This is a genomic window from Rosenbergiella australiborealis, from assembly GCF_018494035.1.
Taxonomy (GTDB): domain Bacteria; phylum Pseudomonadota; class Gammaproteobacteria; order Enterobacterales; family Enterobacteriaceae; genus Rosenbergiella; species Rosenbergiella australiborealis.
Genome location: NZ_JABBFO010000002.1, coordinates 80,239 through 98,261, shown reverse-complemented (window position 1 = coordinate 98,261; position 18,023 = coordinate 80,239). Strand labels below are relative to the sequence as shown.

At 42.6% G+C, this 18,023-nt stretch carries 20 protein-coding genes, 1 tRNA gene and 3 pseudogenes; 8 read left to right on the top strand and 16 right to left on the bottom strand.

Going from position 1 to position 18,023, the window contains the following annotated elements:
- Nucleotides 1-41: 41 nt before the first annotated feature.
- Nucleotides 42-311, bottom strand: a complete 270-nt coding sequence (locus HGT73_RS03055) for a LapA family protein (protein ID WP_214212198.1) — start codon at nt 309-311, stop codon at nt 42-44.
- Between the two features lie 134 nt (nt 312-445).
- Nucleotides 446-1,162, bottom strand: coding sequence for a phosphatase PAP2 family protein (locus tag HGT73_RS03050; protein ID WP_214212197.1), 717 nt, complete (start codon nt 1,160-1,162; stop codon nt 446-448).
- Nucleotides 1,163-1,291: 129 nt separating this feature from the next.
- On the opposite strand from HGT73_RS03050, the gene ribA reads away from it, so the two are divergent.
- Complete coding sequence (gene ribA, locus HGT73_RS03045; protein ID WP_214212196.1) at nt 1,292-1,885, top strand: GTP cyclohydrolase II; 594 nt, start codon at nt 1,292-1,294, stop codon at nt 1,883-1,885.
- Between the two features lie 341 nt (nt 1,886-2,226).
- Here the strand turns inward: ribA and cysB are convergent, their stop codons facing one another.
- From cysB to sohB, 3 genes are all read right to left on the bottom strand, one after another.
- Nucleotides 2,227-3,201, bottom strand: a complete 975-nt coding sequence (gene cysB, locus HGT73_RS03040; protein WP_214212195.1) for an HTH-type transcriptional regulator CysB — start codon at nt 3,199-3,201, stop codon at nt 2,227-2,229.
- 186 nt (nt 3,202-3,387) lie between these two features.
- Nucleotides 3,388-5,985, bottom strand: a complete 2,598-nt coding sequence (gene topA / locus HGT73_RS03035; protein WP_214212194.1) for a type I DNA topoisomerase — start codon at nt 5,983-5,985, stop codon at nt 3,388-3,390.
- Nucleotides 5,986-6,329: 344 nt separating this feature from the next.
- Nucleotides 6,330-7,373, bottom strand: a complete 1,044-nt coding sequence (gene sohB, locus HGT73_RS03030) for a protease SohB (protein WP_214212193.1) — start codon at nt 7,371-7,373, stop codon at nt 6,330-6,332.
- Between the two features lie 137 nt (nt 7,374-7,510).
- Here sohB and HGT73_RS03025 point away from each other — a divergent pair, with 137 nt between their 5' ends.
- The 4 genes and pseudogenes from HGT73_RS03025 to HGT73_RS03010 all read left to right on the top strand — a co-directional run.
- Nucleotides 7,511-8,272: a YciK family oxidoreductase gene (locus HGT73_RS03025; protein WP_214212192.1), complete on the top strand. Its 762-nt coding sequence runs from the start codon at nt 7,511-7,513 to the stop codon at nt 8,270-8,272.
- 92 nt (nt 8,273-8,364) lie between these two features.
- The gene (locus tag HGT73_RS03020; protein WP_214212191.1) at nt 8,365-8,946 is read left to right on the top strand and encodes a DsbA family protein; all 582 of its coding nucleotides are present in this window, start codon (nt 8,365-8,367) and stop codon (nt 8,944-8,946) included.
- A 106-nt stretch (nt 8,947-9,052) separates the two neighbouring features.
- Nucleotides 9,053-9,128, top strand: a tRNA-Asn gene (locus tag HGT73_RS03015).
- Between the two features lie 179 nt (nt 9,129-9,307).
- A pseudogene (locus HGT73_RS03010) lies at nt 9,308-9,382 on the top strand (tyrosine-type recombinase/integrase); the annotation flags it as partial.
- A gap of 168 nt (nt 9,383-9,550) precedes the next feature.
- On the opposite strand, the gene HGT73_RS03005 reads toward HGT73_RS03010, so the two are convergent.
- The 10 genes and pseudogenes from HGT73_RS03005 to HGT73_RS02960 form a co-directional block, all read right to left on the bottom strand.
- A complete protein-coding gene (locus HGT73_RS03005; protein ID WP_214212190.1) occupies nt 9,551-9,805 on the bottom strand; it encodes a DUF7683 domain-containing protein in 255 nt (84 codons plus the stop codon).
- Entirely contained in the window at nt 9,802-10,101 is a 300-nt protein-coding gene (locus tag HGT73_RS14765) for a colicin E3/pyocin S6 family cytotoxin (protein ID WP_338111575.1), read from the bottom strand. Before HGT73_RS14765 ends, HGT73_RS03005 begins: the two co-directional genes overlap by 4 nt.
- A gap of 39 nt (nt 10,102-10,140) precedes the next feature.
- A pseudogene (locus HGT73_RS14760) lies at nt 10,141-10,233 on the bottom strand (hypothetical protein); the annotation flags it as partial.
- A gap of 422 nt (nt 10,234-10,655) precedes the next feature.
- Nucleotides 10,656-10,805, bottom strand: a complete 150-nt coding sequence (locus tag HGT73_RS14755; protein WP_244968432.1) for a hypothetical protein — start codon at nt 10,803-10,805, stop codon at nt 10,656-10,658.
- A gap of 165 nt (nt 10,806-10,970) precedes the next feature.
- The gene (locus HGT73_RS02990) at nt 10,971-11,183 is read right to left on the bottom strand and encodes a hypothetical protein (RefSeq protein ID WP_214212521.1); all 213 of its coding nucleotides are present in this window, start codon (nt 11,181-11,183) and stop codon (nt 10,971-10,973) included.
- A gap of 382 nt (nt 11,184-11,565) precedes the next feature.
- Entirely contained in the window at nt 11,566-11,811 is a 246-nt protein-coding gene (locus HGT73_RS02985) for a colicin E3-like toxin immunity protein (RefSeq protein WP_214212189.1), read from the bottom strand.
- A 7-nt stretch (nt 11,812-11,818) separates the two neighbouring features.
- Complete coding sequence (locus HGT73_RS02975) at nt 11,819-13,423, bottom strand: S-type pyocin domain-containing protein (protein ID WP_244968431.1); 1,605 nt, start codon at nt 13,421-13,423, stop codon at nt 11,819-11,821.
- On the bottom strand, nt 13,423-13,578 hold the full coding sequence (locus HGT73_RS02970) for a hypothetical protein (RefSeq protein WP_214212520.1): 156 nt from the start codon (nt 13,576-13,578) through the stop codon (nt 13,423-13,425). Before HGT73_RS02970 ends, HGT73_RS02975 begins: the two co-directional genes overlap by 1 nt.
- 36 nt (nt 13,579-13,614) lie before the next feature.
- Nucleotides 13,615-14,036, bottom strand: a pseudogene (locus tag HGT73_RS02965) (DUF6387 family protein); the annotation flags it as partial.
- A gap of 374 nt (nt 14,037-14,410) precedes the next feature.
- Entirely contained in the window at nt 14,411-14,650 is a 240-nt protein-coding gene (locus HGT73_RS02960) for a hypothetical protein (RefSeq protein WP_214212519.1), read from the bottom strand.
- 431 nt (nt 14,651-15,081) lie between these two features.
- Between HGT73_RS02960 and tssD the strand changes: the two genes are divergently transcribed.
- The 3 genes from tssD to HGT73_RS02945 are packed head-to-tail and all read left to right on the top strand — an operon-like array spanning nt 15,082 to nt 16,507.
- The gene (gene tssD, locus HGT73_RS02955) at nt 15,082-15,570 is read left to right on the top strand and encodes a type VI secretion system tube protein TssD (RefSeq protein WP_214212188.1); all 489 of its coding nucleotides are present in this window, start codon (nt 15,082-15,084) and stop codon (nt 15,568-15,570) included.
- The gene (locus HGT73_RS02950) at nt 15,570-15,932 is read left to right on the top strand and encodes a tlde1 domain-containing protein (protein WP_214212187.1); all 363 of its coding nucleotides are present in this window, start codon (nt 15,570-15,572) and stop codon (nt 15,930-15,932) included. The genes tssD and HGT73_RS02950 overlap by 1 nt, the downstream gene beginning before the upstream one ends.
- Complete coding sequence (locus HGT73_RS02945; RefSeq protein WP_214212186.1) at nt 15,929-16,507, top strand: hypothetical protein; 579 nt, start codon at nt 15,929-15,931, stop codon at nt 16,505-16,507. Before HGT73_RS02950 ends, HGT73_RS02945 begins: the two co-directional genes overlap by 4 nt.
- A 491-nt stretch (nt 16,508-16,998) precedes the next feature.
- Here the strand turns inward: HGT73_RS02945 and rluB are convergent, their stop codons facing one another.
- Nucleotides 16,999-17,949 carry a 23S rRNA pseudouridine(2605) synthase RluB gene (rluB, locus tag HGT73_RS02940; RefSeq protein WP_214212185.1) on the bottom strand — a complete coding sequence of 317 codons (951 nt, stop codon included), beginning with the start codon at nt 17,947-17,949 and terminating at the stop codon, nt 16,999-17,001.
- Nucleotides 17,950-18,023: the final 74 nt, after the last annotated feature.

Sequence of the window (18,023 nt, the reverse complement as noted above, 5' to 3'; positions counted from 1 at the left end):
GCGATCCTAAACGGTTTGACACAACGGGCGCACCTCAAGCATTACTTACTGAGCTGTTGTTCAAGTTTAATCACTTTATTTTTTGCATGAGCCAATGCAATACGGGCGCGTAACCAAAATAGACCACAAATTGCCCACCCCAATAAAAATCCAATCCCAAACAACGACGCCATCAGAGTAGAGAGTCTGAAGGTTCCTTGGGCAATCAAAAAATTAAATGTGACGAGCTGTTCATTTTTGGCTCCAAGCGTAAAGGAGACAATGAAAATAAACAAAACAACGATAAATATCAGTAAATATTTAAATTTCACTAGAAATCCTTTCAAACCGTTGGCACAGTTGACCAACTATTTAATCAAAAAATATTAAAAAAAATTTATCAATTACTGCTTATAGTATGGGGATCATTCCTTTTTTTACAATCAGCATGATAAAAAAAACGTCTTTATGTTCGATGACGAGAAAAAAGTGAATAAACGCACAGTACCAATACAGAGAATATCCACGCAATAAGAATAGAAGCAATTATATCTCTCGGCCAGTGCATACCGAGTAACATTCTACTCCACATCACCGCCCATGCCCACAGGGTGACAACAATTAATATCGGCCAATACCGTTTCACCGCCACTAAGCTGTAAAAGAGCAATAGCCAACTTGCAACGAAAAAGCTGTGTCCAGAAGGAAATGAAAAGCCTGTTTCGTGCTGCCAATGATTTCGTTGCCACTGGGGAATTGACGGCCAATAGCGACTAGAGTGACTGACGAGTTGTCGACGTTCATAGCCTGTATGTTGATAGAAGTTACTGGGGGCGGCGTGCATTTCGTTCATCAATGCCACAACATAGGGCCTCGGTTCTGCAAAAAAGGGTTTTAATAGGGTTTTAATCCCCTGCCCTCCACCAACAATAATCAAAACAAGTATGATGAATGAGGGTAAATGTTGTGGGAAACTCCCCCTACAGTAATAAAGCACAATGCCGAGAATAACAGATGTTAATATCCCCCAAGGCCGGCTAACCGTCTGGGTAATACAATAAAAAACATATGCTGAACTGTCGACTTGGTATGCTGACCAGTGCCAGCCTAAGAAAACGACGACCAATACCGGGACTAATAACCCCATCGCACCTAACGTTAATTTTGTGAACTGCTGCCTCATAGTCCCTCATTCAAATAGTATCTTGACGTGCTTTTTTTCTCGAACAACCTACGTACTTCTGCTGCGACTATGGCAGAATGTCTCCACGCATCAAGCATAACGAGTATAAATTAAAAACTGGGGTAAGTAATGCAGTTAACACGTGTAGCAGAAGCCAAACTCCCGACTCAGTGGGGGGAATTCTTAATGGTAGGCTTTGAAGAAATCTCAACGAAGAAAGATCATGTTGCGCTCGTTTTTGGGGACATCAGTGGCGATATGCCCGTACTTACCCGCGTCCATTCAGAGTGCCTAACAGGAGACGCACTTTTCAGTTTACGCTGCGACTGTGGCTTCCAATTAGAGTCAGCACTTGATGCGATTGCGAAAGAAGGACGGGGAATACTGCTGTATCATCGTCAAGAGGGACGAGGTATTGGCTTAATCAATAAAATTAAGGCTTATGCCTTACAAGACAAAGGTTATGATACCGTTGAAGCCAATGAAGCCTTAGGCTTTGCCCCAGATCAGCGTAATTTCACTTTTTGCGCGGATATGCTGACATTGCTCGGGGTCGATAAGATCCGTTTGCTGACCAATAATCCGAAAAAAGTCAGTGTGTTAAGTGAAGCGGGAATTAAAATAACAGAACGAGTTCCCCTGCAGGTAGGACGTAACCCTAAGAATAGCCACTACTTAGACACAAAAGCGGCAAAATTAGGGCATCTACTCAATCGTTCTTAACACATAAGCCTCTCATAACACTGATCGAAAAATTACGTCCCTACTTTTCGATCAGTCCCTTTAACTGAGACCGTCTTAGAGATTAGTAAACGCCTATCAGAGTCCAACACAGATAGCCGACTATTCCCCAGAAACTGACACAGAAGCCTAGACAGCATAGCCAAATTATCTTTACGGGAACATGATCACACCGATTCATTGCCGTTGTTCCATAACATTTTTCCCAACATATTCAATCCCCTAATAAAGCGCAGAGTATGACGGAAATTAAAGACATGCTTCTGATCACGATCAAAATCGCTTTGACTACCTACGAAAGAAATCATAAAACAGGGAAGAATCTATTTAAACGGTAATTTGATATCCCTAAACATCGCCTCGATATCGTCGTTAGAACGTAAAGCTATTGCGGTATCAACAACATCCCTGGTCAGATGAGAGGCAAATCTCTGGATAAAATCATACATATAGCTTCGTAAAAAGCTGCTACTGCGAAAACCAATTTTGGTTGTGCTATGAGTGAAAATATTTGATGCATCAATCCCTACTAAATCAGGGTCAGAAACCGGATCAACCGCCATACTCGCGATAACCCCAATCCCTAATCCAAGACGAACATAGGTTTTGATGACATCGGCATCCGTCGCAGTAAAGACAATTTTAGGTGTTAGCCCGGCATGGCTGAAAGCAGAATCAAGCTCCGAACGCCCCGTAAAACCAAATGTATAAGTCACTAATGGGTATTCCGCTAGCTCTTGAATACTCACTTGCTGTTTCTGTGCAAGAGGATGAGAGGGTGGAACAACAATTGAGCGATTCCAATGGTAACAAGGCAGCATAATCAAATCGTCATACAGATGTAGCGCTTCTGTCGCTATCGCAAAATCAGCATTGCCCTTAGAGACAGATTCTGCAATTTGCGTTGGGGATCCCTGGTGCATATGTAAAGAAACGCGAGGATATTTTTGCATAAATCCTTTAATCGTTTCGGGAAGTGCATAACGGGCTTGAGTATGAGTCGTTGCAACATATAGAGAGCCTTGATCAGGCCAAGTATGTTCACCTGCAACAGATTTAATCGCATCGACTTTTGAGAGGACTTCACGAGCAATACGAATAATTTCTTGGCCAGCTGGCGTGACTTGTGTGAGATGTTTTCCGCTACGAGAAAAAATTTGTATTCCGAGCTCATCTTCCAGCATCCTAACTTGCTTACTGATCCCAGGCTGGGAGGTATAAAGGCCTTCAGCCGTCGAGCTAACATTTAAGTTATGGTTAACAACTTCGACGATATAACGTAACTGCTGTAATTTCATTAATCTTCCTTAACACGCTACAACATAAAGGCTAGGCTGACCAGAGGGTAAGTCGGAGAATAGTAAGTTTGCTATAGCCATCATAACATTATCTTAAATCAGAAAGAATAATGGGTTATGACCCTTTTGAGAAGAGCTAGTAGAAAGGAAATACGTGCACCCTTTGCGGGTACACGTAATGAGTGATTATTTTTTAGCTTCTTGCCACTGTCCATCAATATAAAATAACGTCCAGTTAGTCGCCTTTCCTTCTTTTTCAGAGGAAATATATTGCTGCTTTGTTTTACGACTGAATCTGACCAAGGTCTTATTCCCTTGCGGATCCGCAGCAGGAGCCTCTGTCAGATAGATAAATTTTTCCGGCAGACGTTCTTTGAAGCGTTGAAGTTCCTCAACGAGCGGCGCTCGTGTTTCACGCGACTTTGGAAAGGTGTTGGCAGCGAGAAAAATACCCGATGCGCCATCACGCAAGACAAAATAGGCCTCTGACTTCTCACATGCTAGTTCCGGTAACGGAACTGGATCTTCCTTCGGTGGTGCAACTTCGCCATTACGCAAAATTTTGCGGGTGTTTTTACATTCCTCATTGGTACAAGCCATATACTTGCCAAATCGACCTAGCTTTAAATGCATCTCACTGCCGCACTTGTCGCACTCAACAATAGGGCCATCATAACCCTTAATGCGAAACTCACCCTCTTCCACTTCATAGCCATCACAAGAAGGATTATTCCCGCAAACATGAAGTTTACGTTTTTCATCAATCAAGTAGCTATCCATTGCCGTTCCACATTGGGTACAACGTCGACGGGCACGAAGGGCATTCGTTTCTGCATCATCCCCTTCTAGGATATTCAATACTTCACTTTCAGGGATCAGGTTGATAGTTTGTTTACAGCGCTCTTTCGGTGGCAGAGCGTAACCTGAGCACCCTAAGAAAACACCTGTTGTTGCGGTACGAATTCCCATTTCACGATCACACGTCGGACAATGAATGGATGTGATCACCATAGGATTCGGTTGCATTCCCCCTTCGGCGGGATCTTTTTCAGCTTGTGCCAGCTGCTCGGTGAAATCACCGAAAAAGTTATCGAGTACACCCTTCCATTCAGCTTGATTATTCGCAACTTGGTCTAGGTTATCTTCCATACGAGCGGTGAAGTCGTAATTCATCAGCTCTTGAAAATTCTCTTCCAGTCGGTCAGTAACAATCTCTCCCATTTTTTCTGCATAGAAACGACGGTTTTCAACCTGTACATAACCGCGATCTTGGATGGTAGAAATAATAGAAGCATAGGTAGAAGGACGACCGATACCGCGCTTTTCAAGCTCACGAACTAGCGAAGCCTCACTAAAACGTGCCGGGGGCTTTGTAAAAAGTTGACGCGGAAGAATTTCAGTCAGGCTAAGTGATTCACCGACGTTAACCATCGGTAGCGTCATGTCTTCATCATTCTTACGTAAGGCAGGCATCACTTTAGTCCAACCATCAAAACGTAATGTCCGGCCTTTCGCTTTAAGCACATACTCATCAGCTTTCACTGTTAAGGTCGTTGAGTCATAGCGTGCTGCGGTCATCTGACAGGCAACAAATTGACGCCAAATAAGTTGGTACAGTTTACGTGCATCCGCTTCCATATCTTTGAGCTGTTCAGCGTCGACGGATACATCGGAAGGACGAATGGCTTCGTGAGCTTCTTGAGAGTTTTCTTTATTTGAATAAAGCGTCGCCGACTCAGGGAGATAACGCTCACCAAACTCTGACAGGATATAGTCACGTGCCATCGTTAAAGCGTCTTGACTCAAATTGGTAGAGTCGGTACGCATATAGGTGATGTGCCCCCCTTCATAGAGGCGCTGTGCTAGCATCATCGTTTTTTTCACCCCATAGCCCAGGCGGGTACTTGCTGCTTGCTGCAAGGTTGACGTGATAAACGGTGCGCTCGCTTTACTACTTGTCGGTCTATCCTCACGATCAAGAACGTCAAAACGCGCATGCTCAAGGCGCTTAACCGCAGCGTCAGTCTCTTCTTTATGAGTGGGTCGAAATGCACTGTCATTTTTGTGCGTGACACGCATCGACAACTCATCCCCTTTCGGGGTATTTAGGGTAGTATCCACTTCCCAATATTCTTGCGGGACAAAGGCTTTGATTTCGCGTTCACGTTCCACCACCAAACGTACCGCAACAGACTGAACACGGCCTGCAGAAAGCCCTCGTGCGATTTTCTTCCAAAGTAAAGGAGAAACCATATATCCAACGACGCGATCCATAAAACGGCGCGCTTGCTGGGCATTCACGCGATCAATATTAAGCTGTCCCGGCTTATCAAAGGCCTGCTGGATTGCATTTTTTGTGATTTCATTGAACACAACACGGCTAAAACGCTGGTCGTCGCCACCAATAATTTCGCGCAGGTGCCACGCAATAGCTTCCCCTTCGCGATCCAAGTCCGTCGCAAGATAAATATGATCAGCGTCTTTCGCCAAGGCTTGTAATTCAGCAACGACTTTTTCTTTGCCCGGGAGGATTTGATAATTTGCTTTCCAACCATGCCAAGGATCCACGCCCATACGGTTGACTAACGCTTGTGTCGCGTCTTTTTTAACCGCTTTGGCTCCCTTTTCTTTGCTGGTAGTCCCACTCTTTTTTGTTGCCGAACCGCTGGTGGGCAAGTCACGAATGTGGCCGACACTGGATTTGACAACATAGCCACTGCCCAGATATTTATTAATCGTTTTGGCCTTTGCAGGTGACTCCACTATAACGAGTGCTTTACCCATAAATAATCTACCTAATAAAAACGTTCCACGAACGTGAAAAAACTTGATGGATAATATTCATTATCCCGCTAAATTCTGTTACAGAATATATGGTATAGCTTAATTCTGGCAGCCTAATGGGAAATAACCAACTGATTAAAATAATTTAATTGCAACCGTCATAATGACGCTGTGCCCCATAAACTGCATCACTAAATCGCCACACTCTACCTGATAAAATCAGTTTCGCAACTTTAATTCTAGCGACTTGCGGGATAATTAGAGAATAAAACCCTGTACCAGAATTTCCCGACAGCATAAAAAAAGCCCCTTCTAAAAGGAGCTTATAAACCGTACCGTTACTATTAAAGTAACGGTTTTTGCCCCCGTTGCCATAACCGAGTCATCGCGCTTTCCACCGCGCTGGCGCCACTTTGTGTAAAACGCTCCACCACTGTTTTACGACGAGTATAGCTAATACTCAGTAGGCGAAACTGTGGCATTTTTTCGATAATAAATGCGTCACTGGTTGCAATCTCATCGATCAATCCCTTCTCTAGGGCCTGTTTGCCGTACCAATGTTCACCCGTTGCAACACTTTCGATGTCTAGACTCGGACGCATTTCAGCAACGAATGACTTGAACAGTTGGTGAGTCTCATCAAGATCTTGGCGGAATTTTTCACGACCTTCTTCACTGTTTTCACCTAACAGCGTCAGTGTCCGCTTATACTGGCCAGCGGTATGCAGCTCAACGTCGATATCATTTTTCTTAAGCAAGCGATGAATATTAGGAATTTGAGCGACAACCCCAATCGACCCTATTATAGAGAAAGGCGCAGCGACAATATGATTTGCCACACATGCCATCATATATCCACCACTGGCAGCCACTTTATCTATCACTGCGGTCAATCGTAACCCTTGGTCACGGATGCGTTGGAGTTGCGATGCTGCAAGACCATAGCCGTGCACGACCCCGCCGGGGCTTTCTAATTTTAATAATACTTCATCACCCGTTTTGGCGACTGACAGAATAGCTGACACCTCTTTACGGAGTGTTTCAACTTCATGGGCATCCATACTGCCTTTAAAGCTCAGTAAAAAAAGTACGGGTTTAGTTATAGTCTGACCAGATTTTGCTTTTTCTTTTTCTTCCTTTATACGTGCTTTTTCAATTTGCTTTTGCGCTTTACGCCATTGCTTTTGTTCAGCGGGTAACACTAAGGCTTCTTGCAGGCGCTGTTGCAGTTGTTCATACTCTTGACCTGGTTCCCGGATCATCAACTCGCCAGGTGATTGTTTGGCTTTACTGCGTTGCATCACGATAAAAATAATTACAGCTAAAATAGCAACGACAAGGGTCACACTCTTAGCCAAAAATAAACCATACTCTGCTGTAAAACCCACGCTGTTCTCCTCTCGGGGTAAATGACGTTAATATTTAATTGTTTGAAATAATCTTTCTCATCGAGTCATCGCCTATGATTGTAACATAGCCGCCGTAACGGCATAACTGCTCATCACTTTTGGTTTAAGGAAACGCTATGCAATATCAAGCACCCATTGATTTATTAAAAAACCGTACAATTCTTGTTACCGGTGCAACAGATGGAATTGGTCGTGAGGCGGCATTTACTTACGCACGTCACGGTGCTCGCCTTATTCTCCTTGGCCGAAATCAACAAAAACTCGACCATTTGAGCGCTGAGATCCACCATAAATTTGGCCAATTTCCATCTATTTTTAAAATCGATTTCGCTCTCGCAAATGCCGATGATTATCAAGAACTAGCCAAACATATCGCGTTGGTTGCCCCGGCCATTGATGGTGTTCTCCACAATGCTGGGATGCTTGGTAAAATTTTACCCTTGATGGAGACTCCCCCAACGCTATGGCAACAAGTCATGAAGGTGAATCTTGAGGCCCCCTTTTTACTCACGCAAGCCATTATGCCGATATTATTGCGTGCTGAAAAAGCCTCGTTGATTTTCACTACTTCGAGTGTTGGACGCCAAGGCCGAGAAGGATGGGGCGCGTACGCGATGTCAAAATTTGCAACGGAAGGTATGGTACAAGTGTTAGCTGAAGAGTTAACAGACACGACGGTACGTGTTAACTGTATTAATCCTGGCGGCACTCGCACACAAATGCGTGCTAATGCTTATCCGAATGAGGACAGCCTGAAACTTAAAACCCCTGGCGAAATCATGCCGCTCTACCTCTGGTTAATGGGTGACGATAGCATCAACGCACAAGGTGAAAGTTTTGACGCGCAACCTGGACGCAAACCAGGCCCAGCGGCTTGATCACCCACGATTTCAAAGAGACTGACTGGAAAATTATACTCATCTTTGCCATGCTTAACTATCTCATATAAAGGCCGACAAAGGTGAGTACCATGACGATTAGTACACTGCGCCACTGCGAACAGAGTTTTACTTGGGGCCAAGGTGAAACGATTTTGGACGTTTTTTTAGAACCTACCTGCCCTTTCTCAGTATTAACGTTTAATAAACTTCCGGCTTTACTCAACCAAGCGGGTGAAGATCGATTGCAAATCAAGATTCGTTTGCAATCACAGCCCTGGCATCTTTTCTCGGGAATTATTGTTCGATATATCCTAGCAGCCTCAACACTGCCTGACGGACAACAAGCCGTAAAAAAAGTGATGCAAAGTGTGGCAGATCACCGTGAAGAGTTTGAGTTTATCGATCATTGTCGCGGCCCAAATATGCAGACTACGCCAGAACAACTGCTCGAGCGCTTAGTGAATTACAGTAAAATCGATGTCCGTGAAATTTTTAATCAGGCAGCGTTACAAAACTTGATTAAATGGCAAGCAAAATATGCACGTCAAAATGGCATCCATGTTTCGCCAACATTTATGATCAACGGCCTTATTCAGGCTGAAATGAGTAGCCAAGATACTATCGAACAGTGGCTGTCGAAATTAGGGCTCGATAATCCGTCTAATAAATAGACGGCCATTCGCTAATCGCTGCTTTCTTAGTCAATCAATCTTTATTTGTGAATTTGGTTTTGACATGAAGGTGAGCAGTGGATATTATTCGCCGCGTTAACACAATTCCTCTGTAGTTCAGTCGGTAGAACGGCGGACTGTTAATCCGTATGTCACTGGTTCGAGTCCAGTCAGAGGAGCCAAATTAAAGAAACCAGATGTCTACTGACGTCTGGTTTTTTGCTTTCTATCAATGGGTTAAACCTTCAAGCTTGTCTACTCACATCTATTAAAAACTACTCGAAGCGACACCTTTTTGCTGGTAAAAATATTGGTAATGGTAGTTCGATTGCGCTTTTACCAACAAACGGGAGATGCCGTTATGCCACTTACTGATACTAAAGTAAAAAACGCCAAGCCCCTCGATAAGGAATACAAGCTAACCGATGGCTTTGGTAGATAGCTAAAAATATCAAATAAAGTATATCGATCGATTTAATCAATTGATTATGGTGGTGGATGGCGGCTCGCCAATGTTAGTGTGCTTTGGCTGGATGATTGAAAGGATAAGGAATGAAGCAGCATCCAAGGTATTTTGTACTGCTTCAGAGATATTTGTAATGTATTAGACACTACCGCCTGAAATCTGTAGAGAGTTATCAGAGGAATAGAATTTTTTACATAGCAAGCTCTCTAATTTAATCGCTTGGTTTTCATTAATATTATAAACACCAATTCCTAATGAAAATTCCTTTTTATCCTCTTCGCTCCACCCCATAATTTCAGCTACATCTGACAGTTTATGCTCCGGGATTTCAATTTCAAGAAGCAAAGCCTCATCCACTTTACTATATACATCAATAGTATACGCTATCGTCATTTTTCCACCTTTCTTGTTGGGTCCGCGGGTTTTGTTTGCTCACCAGTAATATGATTAAATTCACCTAAATGATTTCTCCCTGAACGATCATAAACTTCTACCGTGCCATGTTGAGAATCCCACTCATAGATTTTTCCTTTTGAATCTTTCCAACGATTACGTAGTTTCCCACCTCCCTTAACAGGTGTTTTCGCTTGCGCTTTTTTGGCATCAGGATACGCAGGTAGTGGAGGATTTTCTTTCGGCGGAGTGTAGTATTTATGATCCGCGTCTATATAAATATAAATCGGAGGAATATCCGATATTGGCAGAACAAGAATGTAATCCGCAAAACTCTTTTCTTCCGGCGTAGTGCTGGTTGTGGCCTCAATACTGGTATTTTCCGGCAGCGGATCAACAGTAACAGGGTTAGGTATTCTTACCGGTTGCTGGTTGCCTGTATTTGAAGGAACATTGACAGATGAACTGTCCGGCGTCCAGAAAAGCTGGGCAGTTGCGGCATACCAATCCTGACCTCTTCATACTGCGCCCAGAACAGCAAATCCATTTAAGTCCAGTATGAACTTGAAGATGATGTGCCTATCGATGAAACCTCTAATGTTTTACTATCAACGTATATTCCTGATGAGTTAGTTATCTGGCTTTAAGCATTTAGATTTTTATCGATATAAAAAAGAAATCCTCAATAACAGAATGTCGTCTTCTGTACAATAAATGATGAAATATATCAGCACTCACTTTATTCAGCTCCGTCATAAAAATAAAAGGACCAAGCATCACAAAATAATTTGATATTTTTATCATCTGATGGGTATTCATATCCTTTAACATTCCCTTTGAAAAAATATATTTATGATGTTGTCAGTATCCCAACAAGTATCTTTAATAAATCTTCTGAAGGATGTTTATCAAACTCATCCCAATTAATACCTGTTTTTTCTTCAATGATCTCCTCAGCTTTAGTTATCTCACATAAAACATCATCTTTTTTATTTCTCATTGTTACCTCCTTTTTATATTTAATTCTATATAAAAAATAAATATCAAAAATATTTAAAGGAAATTTAAGAACAATCAACCCTGAATTTATTTGATATATTGTTCAATATAATAATCTCTGTATCAAACAGGGCTATATAAATTAAAAATTACAGATTAAAAAATCTTACCAGCTATCATTATTTCGCTTTTCAATAGCATTACGATAACGCTGTTGTTCCACAATATCCAGATTTGGATCAAATAACACACTTGATTCTTTCACAGCAATATCGGCATTAATCTCTGATTGGGGGGCATAGGCTTTATAACCATTAGCTATGAAGTGGCTATGGGGATAATCAATTGATAGAATTGAAGTATTTTTGCTGTTCGTCATATCGTTTAAATCGATCGATACAAAACAAATAATAGCTTAAACTATCAAAAATAAAATATTGATCGATTTTAACAATTAAAATACTGATCGATAAACATATTTTAATCGATAAAAACAATAAATATTAAGTTATCGATCTTTTTATCAATTGATTAGAGGTGATGGGAAAATACGGATTGCCACAGTAAACGTGTTTTGGCCGGATGTTCGAGGAATTAAGCAGAACATACGTTCACTGTGCTGCTTTTGTCCAAAGGAGTAAAGATTACCAACTAAGATCTGACATTCAGATATTTATTTAATCAATTGTGTGATTCATAAACATAGTTTCAATTTAAAGTTAATAATATGCTCTACCATAACTAATAGAGCAATAATTTGGTTAAATAGGTCGAAAAGCTAGCTGATAATCATATCGCTGCAAATTTAGTTGATGCCGAAAATATGGTTGTATATATGGCAACCATTCGACTACCACATCATATACACCATCATAGATTTGAGGCTCATCAGATAGACCAATCTTATCCAAAAAATAAACACTGTTATCTAAAACACCTGAGAATTCCTTTCCTTCCCCCTCAGATGTTTGTTTATTAAACCACTGCAATCGTATTTTATAAGACATATCGACCTCACAAATAACGTTTAATATTCCTACCTTTAACGGCAGGCTTCAATCTAGAGCCAGTTAAATGATCAAAGGCTCCAAGATGCTCTCCATCACTCACCCGGTATTCTTCCAATTCACCATGTTGCGAATCCCATTCATAAACCCGTCTTTTCTTCCTGTCCATCCAGCGCTCTCGTGTTCCTCCCCCACCTTGTTTAGGTGTTTGGCCTTTAACTTCAATAAGATCGGCAATACCCGTTATTTCTTCTGTTTCTGGAGCTAGGTGATACGAATGGCCTTTATCTGGCATTCCTTTTCGTTGACTTAAATAAATATAAATCGGTGGAATATCTGATATTGGCAGAATAAGAATATAATCCGCAAAACTCTTTTCTTCCGGCGCAGGGCTGGTTGTGGCCTCAATACTGGTATTTTCCGGCAGCGGATCAACAATTACAGGGTTAGGTATTCTTACCGGTTGCTGGTTGCCTGTATTTGAAGGAACATTGACAGATGAACTGTCCGGCGTCCAGATGAGGGGGACACGCGGATCCTCCTCTGTGGTGAATGTATACGCCTTCCGGCTGCTGTCCCACTCCATTTTGCGCACACGCACCATATCTTTACCCGGCGGTGTATGCCAACCATGCGGAACCGGATGACCTTTATCATCGTGTTCCCACGTATAGCGCACCCGGCTTGGTGCTTCACGCATTTGCCCCAGCCTCATGCGGTCTAAATAATCCTGTTCCCCCTCATTCAGCTTTCCGGGCATCATTCCCATCACGACTGCGGCGATAGGAGCACCGGGACCGCTGGCGGCTATTCTTCCAAGTCCTGTAGCCATCTCCCCCAGCTTTACCGCCCACGTTCCTGACATAATGGCACTTCCACCTACCAACCCAAGAACACTGGCACCTTCAACAGCCGTCTGGGCATTGGCAGCACTCGCCGCTGCGGCTGTTGCCCGCTGGTATTCGATTTCTTCATGATTACCATTCAGCCATTTATACAGGGCGCTTCGCTTTTTCGGCTTTGGAATATCTTCAGCAGGTTTCTTTTTCTTGGCGGTCTGAGCATGTTGGGAAGCATCAGTATCTGATGCCGGATCAGCAGGTGGAACGGCCTGATAAAATGCCATTGCCGCAAAATTGGTATGAGGCTCTTGCTCTTCCCCGGCATCATTACAACCTTCACCACGAAGGCAGGATTTTGCAAAGACACGATTGCGGTCACCCTCTTCAGCCCGTTGTTTAGTTCTTTCTTCTTCTGCGGCCTTACGTTCAGCAACCAGTGCTGCAAGGTCTGCAATAGAAGGATCCGGGCCTCTGCCAACCCATTGTCCTGCTGGCGCAATAATCCAGTTAGACCCGCAAGGGCAGCCACAGCGCACCACTGATCCGTCCACTGCCGCTATTTTGCCATTATTGGTATCACGGGGTTCACCGGAAACGATAACCCCTCCCTCACCACATTTAGGACAGGGTGTCGTTTTATCACCCACACGGACAACCCTGCGCCCATGTTCAGTATCATTGGACATGGAGGCAATACATTCAGCACCCGTGGTGGTTTTATCACCTTCCAGTGCTGTTCCTCTTCCATAGCAATCAGATCGATGTCCCATTACGCCACCTCTACAGATAACAGTAAATCCCCCGGTGTCTCTTCTCCTTTACGACCTACAATCATCGGGCCATCGCACAGAGTACTGATAATTTCATTTCCGTTATCCAGACGGCTGTTGACCAGCGCTACGCCACGACCATTTACTTCACTCATTCTGCCCGCACCTGTGATTATTTTCGCCGTTCTCCCATCAGGGTATAAAAAGCTGGTCAGTTGCAGCATACCAATCCTGACCTCTTCATACTGCGCCCAGAACAGCAAATCCATGATGGGAATGATGTTGTAATCGAGTATTCTCTTGAGGTTGCTGACCCCAAAGCGAAAATCTCTGGCTGGAGGCTAAGGAGCCTGTAGCTGCTGTTTCCACTCAGGAGCCATGACTTTCAGATGATTGATGATTTCTTCGGGTGATGTTTCTACCAGATTAATTTGAACCAGCATCAGCCCTTCGTTGTTTACCTCGGCTTCCTTCAGATAGTGCGAGCCTTCCCTATGAGGTAGGGGTTTTCAATCTCTTGAAAAAGTTGTTCTACTGTCAAATCCTTAAGCACACTGTAATTTTCAATGTTGAACCACTCATTAACAGCGCAGGCGATCTCCGCGTTGGTCATGAGGTATCTATCCTTCTGGCTTTACTTATCCCTTTGATATGTTATGAGTAAACATATCGGATTTGATGGCGGTAATCTATTGAATGGATCAGGGAAAAGCAGCGGAACAATCAGTCCAGACATGAAGATCGTCCAGTGAATTTCAGCAAAGCATTTTGTCATAACCCATTGAATATAATTGATATTTGTCGATACAAGATTAAAAATATTGGTAAATATGATGGTAAAAAAATCACACCATTATTTCAATGCCACTAACAACAGGAGATACAGATGAAGTTCGAGTCCAGTCAGAGGAGCCAAATTAAAGAAACCAGATGTCAACTGACGTCTGGTTTTTTGCTTTCTATCAATTGGTTATCCACTTCTCAAGTTCACCCTTGTTCACTAAAAACGACTCGAAGTCGCCCATGACCAAAAATCAGGCCATATAAATATGCTTCTGAAGTAACATCAATAATCCTTGTACCATTGCATTTTCTTCGTAGCCCTTGCAAACCTGATAATGAAGAGCTGATTGCTCCATTAACGTTATTCACGCCATCAATGAGTTGTTGGCAGCCTGAAAGAAAAATCAGCGATATCGCCAGCGATAAGTCGTTATGCCCTTTCATCTATTCCTTAAGGATTGAGTCAGATTTGTTCCCGCCGATCTGAGCATCCTCATCTTTAGCTCGGGATTTATCTTCTAATCAATCAGTAGAACTTAATTATTGTTGGTATTCGTCATATCATTTAAATCTATCAATACAAAACAAATGAGAGTAAAGCTATCAATAAATTATTATCAATTTATTAGATAAATTAAAATATCGTTCGATAACCAGATTTCAATCATCAAAAAATAACGATATTAAGTTATCGATCTTTTATATTAATTGATGAGTTGCGGAATTTCACACGGTCCGCTGACCCATTTATTGTTTTTTACACATTCTTGCAGCATTTATTTGACTTTTATCAATCAAACATTGATTTATATTTCACCTATAAAGGCAATTAGGAAGATAATTTCCCCGTTTATCGAGACAAAGGAGTTTGTCGAATGGCTGTCCCGGTTTATTTATGGCTCGAAGATGATGGTGGATCTCTAATAAGAGGTAATGTTGATGTGAGTGGCAGAGAAGGAAGCATCGAGGTAAGCGAACTGATGCACTCGGTAGAACAACCTACCGATCCCCTGACGGGAAAAGCTACAGCAAAACGCTTACATAGCTCATATGCATTTATGAAAACCGTCGATAGTTCATCTTCTTATCTATATAAAGCGCTCTCTTCTGGTCAAACCCTTAAAAAGGCCGTATTCAAATTCTACCGAATCAACGATTACGGACAAGAAGAGGAATATTTCAGAACTATACTGGAGAACGTGAAGGTAACAGAAATTGAGCCGTTTATGATGGACATAAAAAATCCTCAATGGGAAAGACACGACCACCTTGAATACGTAGATTTAGCTTATGAAAAAATCACATGGTATTACCTAGATGGTAATATTATTCACTCTGATTCATGGAAAGGACGGGTTGCATAATGGCGTGGAAATACGATGTAGCAACACATACCTTCACCCGTAATGGCGAAAAATACACAGCAGATTACGCAGGTGCCACAGATTATAAGAATGATAGCTCTAAGGAATGTGTAAGTGGTAAGGGTCCCCTCCCCAGAGGCACTTATACAATCGGAGCGCCTCATAACTCAGCCCATACGGGTAAATACACGCTTAACCTTATCCCTAATCTGAGTAGCGCTATGTGTGGACGTTCAGCTGTCCGTATTCATGGCGCAAGCAAAAAATATCCGCTGGATTCATCAGAAGGCTGCATTATCGCCCCTATCAATGTCAGAAAGAGTATTTGGGCTAGCGGTGACAGGGAGTTAAAGGTGGAATGAAATATCTTATTCTAGCTCTTTCCATAACATCTTCTGTTGCCATGGCAACGCAAATGGAAGGTTTTGGAGCCAACTACTACCACGACGATTTATCCCCCCCTAACTACGACACCAACAAAAGCTTAGTGCCGGATGTCATTGTCGGCGATAATGTCTATACGATGGAATTTAGCAGCCTTACAGACATAGCAAAAACTGCTGGCGGAAAGGTTAATCAAGGCAACCAAGCATCATGGCTGTGTCTTGCATCTAAAGGTGTCAATTACTGGTTTATCTCTGATAATGAGATGGGACAAGGAGATTTAACATCGATTACAATCAGCAAGGCAGAGCCGCAAAAAAACTGTTCTTTTTACAACGGTGATTTGAACGTTACGATTAAGGGTGTTCCTTTACTAAGCGCTTCATTAGAAAAAATCTCATCAATATTCCCGAAAAAATCAAGTGAAAACACAGTCCAGTATTGCACTAACACAAAAAGCTATGGTGACTTTATTCAGATGAACTGCCTCCAATATTTTTTTGAAAAAAATAACGTTAAGGGTGTCATTATTAATCAGATCACATCCAACTAAATATCAGATAGTTGTCCGAAGGATAGCCTCTTTCTTTATTAATTTGATTTCATAACATTAATGATTTTACTATCAACTTACCTATTTCTCTGAGCTAACGCTTATGTGCTGCCGCACGGTTTGGCCCTGATTCTAAACATATAGTTTTATCATGATAAGATCATTTTTAAATATTAATAGTGAAAAGCAAAAAATCTCGCCAGATCATTTAATGATAAAATGAAATTGGAAAACTATATTTCCAGAAGCAGCGCTTAGTGATTACTAAATACGATCGCTTTGCTGAATACGTATAAATTAAAAGGAATTTTTAATTATACATACCCTATACACTAATGGAGCGGTATGATGGCAGTAAGCAGTGCGTTAAATAGCGAGGAATAGAAAAGCAAAAACCTTGATCAACATTGGCTATTCTTCACTATAAACAACAATAATGCAGTAAAGAGATTACACGTTAAGCATAAAATAGGCCCTATTGGGCCTATTGATTACTTAGTAAGCTGACGCTTTGAACTTGGTCTTGGCTTTGACTTTACCGCAGCAGAAGATGAACTGCTCTTGGTGGCCGTCTCGCCGCGTGCACCTTGTCGGCGTGTTTGGCCTGAAATTTGATTATGGCGCTTCACTGCACGGCGAATCTGGTTCGCTTTAGTGCGACGGCGATCTTTCTCAACCGGGAGTTTTGACACGGTTTCTTCGCTCATTCCCACCAGCTCGCGCAGATAGTTAACGGCACTAAGATCCATCTCCGTATACCCGCCACGTGGTAATCCTTTTGGTAAGTGGATGTCGCCATAACGCACACGCATCAAGCGGCTAACCTGTACGCCTACCGCTTCCCACAAACGACGTACTTCACGATTTCGCCCTTCGGTTAGCGTCACATTATACCACTGGTTAATCCCTTCGCCCCCGCCAAACTTCAGCGTTTTAAATGCTGCAGGACCGTCTTCCAGTTGGACCCCAAGACTGAGTTGACGAATTTTATCGTCATCCACTTGGCCGAAAACACGGACCGCGTACTCACGTTCTACTTCACGACTAGGATGCATTAAGCGATTTGCAAGCTCACCATCGGTAGTGAATAACAGTAAACCACAAGTATTCACGTCAAGACGGCCAACCGCTATCCAGCGGGCACCGTGCAGTTTAGGGAGTCGATCAAAGACCGTAGGACGCCCCTCAGGATCATTGCGCGTACACAATTCACCCTCTGGTTTGTAATAGGCTAATACTCGACATACTTCACTTTCAGTTGCAATCACCGCAACCTGACGACCATCGATACGAATTTTTAATGCATTTGAGGGTTCAACCCTATCGCCAAGGGTCGCAATCTTCCCATCAACACTGACGCGCCCGGCGGCTATCATCGCTTCAATTTCACGACGTGACCCATGCCCAGCCCGTGCTAATACTTTTTGTAACTTCTCACTCATACACTGCCCCGCTGTCGCCTTCCCAGGCATCAGTTAATTAATTCATTTAAAATCAATAACTTAAGTTATTTTAC

Bases quoted from the DNA above. Each gene is read 5' to 3' on its own strand.
- HGT73_RS03050 (WP_214212197.1), bottom strand. From the start codon at position 1,162: ATGAGGCAGCAGTTCACAAAATTAACGTTAGGTGCGATGGGGTTATTA.
- ribA (WP_214212196.1), top strand. From the start codon at position 1,292: ATGCAGTTAACACGTGTAGCAGAAGCCAAACTCCCGACTCAGTGGGGG.
- cysB (WP_214212195.1), bottom strand. From the start codon at position 3,201: ATGAAATTACAGCAGTTACGTTATATCGTCGAAGTTGTTAACCATAAC.
- topA (WP_214212194.1), bottom strand. From the start codon at position 5,985: ATGGGTAAAGCACTCGTTATAGTGGAGTCACCTGCAAAGGCCAAAACG.
- HGT73_RS03025 (WP_214212192.1), top strand. From the start codon at position 7,511: ATGCAATATCAAGCACCCATTGATTTATTAAAAAACCGTACAATTCTT.
- HGT73_RS03020 (WP_214212191.1), top strand. From the start codon at position 8,365: ATGACGATTAGTACACTGCGCCACTGCGAACAGAGTTTTACTTGGGGC.
- HGT73_RS03005 (WP_214212190.1), bottom strand. From the start codon at position 9,805: ATGACGATAGCGTATACTATTGATGTATATAGTAAAGTGGATGAGGCT.
- HGT73_RS14755 (WP_244968432.1), bottom strand. From the start codon at position 10,805: ATGAGAAATAAAAAAGATGATGTTTTATGTGAGATAACTAAAGCTGAG.
- HGT73_RS02990 (WP_214212521.1), bottom strand. From the start codon at position 11,183: ATGACGAACAGCAAAAATACTTCAATTCTATCAATTGATTATCCCCAT.
- HGT73_RS02985 (WP_214212189.1), bottom strand. From the start codon at position 11,811: ATGTCTTATAAAATACGATTGCAGTGGTTTAATAAACAAACATCTGAG.
- HGT73_RS02975 (WP_244968431.1), bottom strand. From the start codon at position 13,423: ATGGGACATCGATCTGATTGCTATGGAAGAGGAACAGCACTGGAAGGT.
- HGT73_RS02970 (WP_214212520.1), bottom strand. From the start codon at position 13,578: ATGAGTGAAGTAAATGGTCGTGGCGTAGCGCTGGTCAACAGCCGTCTG.
- HGT73_RS02960 (WP_214212519.1), bottom strand. From the start codon at position 14,650: ATGAAAGGGCATAACGACTTATCGCTGGCGATATCGCTGATTTTTCTT.
- tssD (WP_214212188.1), top strand. From the start codon at position 15,082: ATGGCTGTCCCGGTTTATTTATGGCTCGAAGATGATGGTGGATCTCTA.
- HGT73_RS02950 (WP_214212187.1), top strand. From the start codon at position 15,570: ATGGCGTGGAAATACGATGTAGCAACACATACCTTCACCCGTAATGGC.
- HGT73_RS02945 (WP_214212186.1), top strand. From the start codon at position 15,929: ATGAAATATCTTATTCTAGCTCTTTCCATAACATCTTCTGTTGCCATG.
- rluB (WP_214212185.1), bottom strand. From the start codon at position 17,949: ATGAGTGAGAAGTTACAAAAAGTATTAGCACGGGCTGGGCATGGGTCA.